The organism is Streptomyces sp. NPDC051909 (genome assembly GCF_040681095.1).
Lineage (GTDB): Bacteria > Actinomycetota > Actinomycetes > Streptomycetales > Streptomycetaceae > Streptomyces.
Genome location: NZ_JBFAYA010000021.1, coordinates 102,132 through 108,917 on the forward strand (window position 1 = coordinate 102,132; position 6,786 = coordinate 108,917).

Here is a 6,786-nt window from a genome sequence, read left to right on the forward strand (position 1 = left end):
CCGAAGGGACCGCCCGATGGCGACCACCGCCGCCCTGCCGATCACCGACCGGTTCATGGAAGTCCTCGCGCGCCTCAGCGAGCGCTCCGTCGAGGACTACTACAACCCGTACCAGACCTTCCAGTGGCCCGAGACGCTGGAGGAGAACGAGTTCTGGATGACGCCGGAACTGCTCAGCGTCTACGGCACCGACCACTTCGACACGCTCGGCGAGGACACGCTCAAGCGCCTGTCGAAGTGGGAGTCCATCAACTTCTACAGCCTCAACGTGCACGGCATCCGCGAGCTCCTCATCGAGGTCGTCGGCCGCATCCACATGCCGGGCTTCGAGGTCCCCTCGGACTTCTTCCACCACTTCATCGGCGAGGAGAACGAACACATGTGGTTCTTCTCCGAGTTCTGCCGGCGCTACGGCAACAAGATCTACGGCTCCCCGGCCATGAGCGCGGACTCCGCCTGGGAACCCGAGATCGAGAACTTCCTCGTCTTCACCCGCATCCTGTTCTTCGAGGAGCTGGTCGACAACCACAACTCGCTGATGGGCAAGGACATGTCCCTGTGCCACACCATCCGCGAGGTCAACCGCATCCACCACCAGGACGAGTCCCGCCACATCGCCTTCGGCCGCGAGCTGGTCTCGCTGCTCTACACCCGCATGTGCCAGGCGGTCAGCGCCGACCGGGTCCGCGAGGTCGAGGCGTACCTCAAGCGGTACGTCGTCTTCAGCGTCAACTCGCTCTACAACCCGCAGGTGTACAAGGACGCCGGCATCGCCGACCCGCTCGCCCTGCGCAAGAGCCTGATCGCCGACGAGCGCCGCCGCGCCGTCGAGCGCAAGATCATCCGCAAGCCGCTGGCCTTCTTCCAGAAGATCGGGATCTTCTCCGACGACACCCTGCCGGTCCTCTGAGCGCCGGGACCCGCCCCGAGAGGTGAAGAGATCATGACCGTGACGACCCCCGCGAAGCAGACCGCCGGGGAGACCAAGGGCGCGACACGGGGACTTCCCGTGCTCGGCCCCGAGGGGACGCGCCTGCTGCGCCTCCTCGACGACACCTTCGAGGGCTGGGGCGTGACCGCGGGCGCCCGCCCGATGACCATGCCCCCGCTGCTCCCGGCCGCCGACCTGGCCCGGCTCGACTACTACGACAACTTCCCCCATCAGGCCGTCGTCGCCGCCCCGCTCGACCTGGAGCGCCGCGCGACCGAGCCCTTCTCCACCGACACCGGCTGCTTTCCGACCGCCGCGCTCGAACCGGCCGCGCTCGGACTGCCCTCGGCGTCCTGCTACGCCGTCTATCTGACCCACCAGGGCACCCGGGTCGCCGACGACACCCTCGTCACGATCTGCTCCTGGTGCTTCCGCAAGGAGACCCACTACGAGGGGATGCGGCGCCAACTCGGCTTCCGCATGCGGGAGATCGTGGCCATCGGCGGGCGCGAGCACGCCGAGCACCACCTGGCGGACTTCACCGCCCGCATCCAGGCCTTCGCCGCGGCGCTCGACCTGCCGCTGCGCAGGGAGGCCGCTTGCGACCCCTTCTTCGACAAGGGCAGCTCCAAGGCCGTCCTCCAGCGGCTCACCCCGGTGAAGTACGAGTTCCTGTACGAGGACCTGGCCATCGCCTCGGTCAACACGCACCGGAACTTCTTCGGCGACCGCTGCGACATCACCCTGGAGTCCTCCGGCGGTCCCGCCTTCACCAGCTGCGTCGCCTTCGGCCTGGAACGCTGGCTGTCGGCGCTGACCCGCCGGCACGGCGGCTGGGCCGCCGCGACCGAGGCGGTCCTCGAAGCGAACGCCCGCATGCGCACCGATGCGAGTCTCGCGGCCGGGCCGGTGATCTGACGTGCCGGCCCGTCCCGTGGCCCCGCCGGCGGGCGGCCTGGGCTGGGCGAACCTCGGCATGGACATCGTGTCCGTCAACCGTGTCCGCAGACTCCTCTCGCAGTACGGGGAGAAGTTCTTCGAGCGGATGCTCACCCCCGGCGAACTCGACGACTGCCGCACGGCCGGCGGGCTCGACATCCTGAGCCTGTGCGGCCGGATCGCGGCCAAGGAAGCGGCCTTCAAGACGTTACGCGTCAGGGGCAGGTTCCTGCCCTGGACGGACATCGTCGTACGCCGCTCCGAGGGCGGCTGGCCGCTGGTGGAGCTGCGCGGACCCGCGGCCGGGATGGCCCGGGAGTCCGGCATCTCCGAGATCACCGTGTCCATCAGCCACGACGTGGACTACGCGGTCGCGGTCGCCGCGCCGATCATCGCCCCCACCCCCACGACCGCCCCCTACGCAACCAGCACCTCGATCGAGCAGTAGCTCAAAGGAGAAGCATCATGGCCGACGGCCTGCAGACGGTGAAGAGCTGGATCCTCGAGCGTCACCCGGAGCGCGAGGACATCGCCCCCGACCTCGACCTGATCGAGAACCGGCTCATCGACTCGCTGTCCTTCGTCGAGTTCGTCTTCCTGCTGGAGCAGGAGAGCGGCACCGCGATCCAGATGGAGACCCTGGAGGTCGACTCCATCCGGACCCTCGCCGCCATCGAGCAGCACTTCTTCAAGACGGCGGTGCAGGCATGAGCCGCCGCCTCTTCACCTCGGAGTCCGTCACCGAGGGCCACCCCGACAAGATCGCCGACCGGATCAGCGACACGATCCTCGACGCGCTCCTCGCCCAGGACCCGCACTCCCGCGTCGCCGTCGAGACCCTGATCACCACCGGCCAGGTGCACATCGCCGGCGAGGTCACCACCGCCGCCTACGCGCCGATAGCCCAGCTGGTGCGCGACGCGGTCCTCGACATCGGTTACGACTCCTCCGCGAAGGGCTTCGACGGCGCCTCGTGCGGCGTCTCGGTGTCCATCGGCGCGCAGTCCCCGGACATCGCGCAGGGCGTCGACACCGCCTACGAGTCCCGCGTCGAGGGCGAGGGCGACGAGCTCGCCGCCCAGGGCGCCGGCGACCAGGGCCTGATGTTCGGCTACGCCTGCGACGACACCGCCGAGCTGATGCCGCTGCCGATCGCGCTCGCGCACCGCCTCTCCCGCCGCCTGACCGAGGTCCGCAAGGACGGCACCGTGCCGTACCTGCGCCCGGACGGGAAGACCCAGGTCACCATCGAGTACGACGGCGACCGGCCGGTCCGCCTCGACACGGTGGTGGTGTCCTCCCAGCACGCCGCGGACATCTCCGTCGAGGGCCTGCTCGCCCCGGACGTGCGCGAGCACGTCGTCGAGCACGTCCTGAAGCAGCTGGCCGAGGAGGGCGTGAGCCTGGAGTCCGACGGCTACCGGCTCCTGGTGAACCCGACCGGGCGCTTCGAGATCGGCGGCCCGATGGGCGACGCCGGCCTCACCGGCCGGAAGATCATCATCGACACGTACGGCGGCATGGCCCGGCACGGCGGCGGGGCCTTCTCCGGCAAGGACCCGTCGAAGGTGGACCGCAGCGCCGCGTACGCCATGCGCTGGGTGGCCAAGAACATCGTCGCGGCGGGACTGGCCCGGCGCGCCGAGGTGCAGGTCGCGTACGCCATCGGCAAGGCCGAGCCGGTCGGTCTGTTCGTGGAGACCTTCGGCACCGGAACTCTGCCCGACGAGCGGATCCAGGAGGCCGTCAGCGCGGTCTTCGACCTGCGGCCGGCCGCGATCATCCGCGACCTGGACCTGAAGCGGCCCATCTACGCGGCCACGGCGGCGTACGGGCACTTCGGCCGCGAGCTGCCGGAGTTCACCTGGGAGCGCACCGACCGGGTCGACGCGCTGAAGCAGGCCGCGGGGATCTGAGGGGAGCTGCGAAGAGATGCGTATCGCTGTCACCGGATCCATCGCGACCGACCATCTGATGACCTTCCCCGGCTGGTTCAGCGAGCAGCTGATCGCCGACCGGCTCGACACGGTCTCCCTGTCGTTCCTCGCCGACAACCTGGAGGTCAGGCGCGGCGGAGTGGCAGCGAACATCGCCTTCGGACTCGGCGTGCTCGGCCTGCGCCCGGTCCTCGTGGGGGCGGTGGGCGCCGACTTCGAGCCGTACCGGATCTGGCTGAAGGACCACGGTGTGGACACCGACTCGGTGCGCGTCAGCGAGTCGCTCCACACCGCCCGGTTCGTCTGTACCACCGACCGGGCGCAGAACCAGATCGCCACCTTCTACGCCGGGGCGATGGCCGAGGCCCGCGAGATCGACCTGCGCCACGTCCTCACCCGCACCGGGCGCCTCGACCTGGTGCTCGTCTCCCCGGACGACCCCGAGGCGATGCTGCGGCACGCCCGCGCCTGCCGCGAGCTCGGGGTGCCCTTCGCCGCCGACCCGTCCCAGCAGCTGGCCCGGCTCGACGGCGGCCAGGTGCGGGAACTGGTGGACGGGGCCCGCTTCCTGTTCACCAACGAGTACGAGACCGCGCTGCTCCTGGAGAAGACCGGCTGGAGCGAGGCGCGGGTGCTCCAGCACGTCGGCACCTGGGTCACCACCCATGGTGAGGCCGGGGTACGCGTCCGGGGCGAGGGCCGGGACCCGCTCGCCGTGCCGGCGGTGCCGGTCGCGGGCGTGGTCGACCCCACCGGCGTCGGCGACGCCTTCCGGGCCGGCTTCCTCGCCGGAACCCTGTGGGGCGTGCCCGAGCGGTGCGCGGCCCAGCTGGGCTGCGCGGTCGCCGCGACCGTCCTCGACTACGTGGGGACGCAGGAGTACCGGCTGCACCGGGACTCCCTCCTGGACCGGATCCGCACGACGTACGGCGTCGGCTGCACGGCGACGCTCGTCACCCATCTGAGGGGGCTGACATGAGTGGATCCCCGAGGCCGTCCCTCCGTGAGGAGTTCGCGAGGCGGGTCGTCGTCGCCGACGGGGCGATGGGCACCATGCTCCAGGCCGCCGACCCGTCGATGGACGACTTCCAGAACCTGGAGGGCTGCAACGAGATCCTGAACGTCACACGGCCCGATGTCGTCGCCTCCGTCCACGACGCCTACTTCTCGGTGGGCGTGGACTGCGTCGAGACCAACACCTTCGGCGCGAACCTGGCGGCGCTCGCCGAGTACGGCATCGAGCAGCGCGTGTACGAGCTGTCGGAGGCGGGCGCGCGGATCGCGCGCGAGGTCGCGGACGGGTTCACGGCACGGGACGGGCGGACCCGCTGGGTGCTCGGCTCGATGGGCCCGGGCACGAAGCTGCCGACCCTCGGCCACGTCACGTACGAGCCGCTGCGGGACGCGTACCGGCAGAACGCCGAGGGGCTGCTCGCGGGCGGCGCGGACGCGCTGCTCGTGGAGACCTCGCAGGACCTCCTGCAGACGAAGGCGGCCGTCATCGGCGCCCGGCGGGCCCTTGACGAGTTCGGCATGGACCTGCCGCTGATCGTGCAGGTGACGGTCGAGACGACGGGCACGATGCTGCTCGGCTCGGAGATCGGCGCCGCCCTGACGGCCCTGGAGCCGCTGGGCATCGACATGATCGGCCTGAACTGCGCGACCGGACCCGCGGAGATGGCCGAGCACCTGCGGCATCTGTCGCGGCACGCCAGGATCCCGGTGTCCGTGATGCCGAACGCCGGCCTGCCGGTCCTCACGTCGGACGGCGCGCACTATCCGCTGTCGCCGAGGGAACTGGCGGACGCCCAGGAGGCGTTCGTACGGGACTACGGCCCGGCGCTGGTGGGCGGCTGCTGCGGTACGACACCCGAGCACCTGCGGGAGATCGTGGACCGGGTGCGGGGCGCGGCCGTGCCGGCCAGGACGCCGGTCGTCGAGCCGGGTGCGTCCTCGCTCTACAGCCATGTGCCGTTCCGGCAGGACACCTCGTATCTGGCCATCGGCGAGCGGACCAACGCCAACGGCTCGAAGAAGTTCCGCGAGGCCATGCTGGAGGGCCGCTGGGACGACTGCGTCGAGATGGCGCGCGACCAGATCCGCGAGGGCGCGCACATGCTCGACCTGTGCGTCGACTACGTCGGCCGGGACGGCGCCGCCGACATGGCGGAGCTGGCCGGGCGCTTCGCCACGGCCTCCACGCTGCCGATCGTGCTCGACTCCACCGAGGTGGGGGTGCTGCGGGCAGGCCTGGAGAAGCTGGGCGGCCGGGCGGTGCTCAACTCGGTCAACTACGAGGACGGCGACGGGCCCGAGTCGCGGTTCGCGCAGGTCACGACCCTCGCGCGGGAGCACGGCGCGGCGCTGATGGCGCTCACGATCGACGAGAAGGGCCAGGCCCGCACGGTCGAGGACAAGGTCGCGATCGCGGAGCGGCTCATCGAGGACCTGACGGGGCGGTGGGGGATCAGGGAGTCCGACATCCTGATCGACACCCTCACCTTCACGATCTGCACGGGTCAGGAGGAGTCGCGGGGCGACGGCATCGCCACGATCGAGGCGATCCGCGAGCTCAAGCGGCGCCACCCCGATGTGCAGACCACGTTGGGGCTCTCCAACATCTCCTTCGGGCTCAATCCGGCCGCACGGATCGTCCTGAACTCGGTGTTCCTGGACGAGTGCGTGAAGGCGGGTCTGGACTCGGCGATCGTGCACGCGTCGAAGATCCTGCCGATCGCGCGCCTGGAGCCGGAGCAGGTCGAGGTCGCGCTCGATCTGATCTACGACCGGCGGCGGGAGGGCTATGACCCGTTGCAGAAGCTCCTTGAGCTGTTCGAGGGCGCGACGGCGAAGTCGTTGAAGGCCGGCAAGGCGGAGGAGCTGCTTGCGCTTCCGTTGGAGGAGCGGCTGAAGCGACGGATCGTCGATGGTGAGAAGAACGGTCTGGAGGCCGATCTGGACGCGGCGCTGGTCGAGCGG

At 70.3% G+C, this 6,786-nt stretch carries 7 protein-coding genes; all 7 read left to right on the forward strand.

Going from position 1 to position 6,786, the window contains the following annotated elements; translation table 11 throughout:
• The first annotated feature begins 16 nt into the window (after positions 1–16).
• A complete protein-coding gene (locus AB0M18_RS28535; protein WP_365762914.1) occupies positions 17–910 on the forward strand; it encodes a diiron oxygenase in 894 nt (297 codons plus the stop codon).
• 33 nt (positions 911–943) lie between these two features.
• A complete protein-coding gene (locus tag AB0M18_RS28540; protein WP_365762916.1) occupies positions 944–1,849 on the forward strand; it encodes a hypothetical protein in 906 nt (301 codons plus the stop codon).
• A gap of 1 nt (position 1,850) precedes the next feature.
• Positions 1,851–2,318 (forward strand): holo-ACP synthase, encoded by a 468-nt coding sequence (gene acpS, locus AB0M18_RS28545; RefSeq protein WP_365762918.1) that lies wholly within the window; start codon positions 1,851–1,853, stop codon positions 2,316–2,318.
• 17 nt (positions 2,319–2,335) lie between these two features.
• Positions 2,336–2,581, forward strand: coding sequence for an acyl carrier protein (locus AB0M18_RS28550; protein ID WP_365762920.1), 246 nt, complete (start codon positions 2,336–2,338; stop codon positions 2,579–2,581).
• The gene (gene metK / locus AB0M18_RS28555; protein WP_365762922.1) at positions 2,578–3,786 is read left to right on the forward strand and encodes a methionine adenosyltransferase; all 1,209 of its coding nucleotides are present in this window, start codon (positions 2,578–2,580) and stop codon (positions 3,784–3,786) included. The genes AB0M18_RS28550 and metK overlap by 4 nt, the downstream gene beginning before the upstream one ends.
• Positions 3,787–3,802: 16 nt before the next feature.
• Complete coding sequence (locus tag AB0M18_RS28560; protein WP_365762924.1) at positions 3,803–4,786, forward strand: carbohydrate kinase family protein; 984 nt, start codon at positions 3,803–3,805, stop codon at positions 4,784–4,786.
• Positions 4,783–6,786: homocysteine S-methyltransferase family protein (locus AB0M18_RS28565; protein WP_365762926.1), on the forward strand; the 2,004-nt coding region annotated here is incomplete at its 3' end. The genes AB0M18_RS28560 and AB0M18_RS28565, both read left to right, overlap by 4 nt.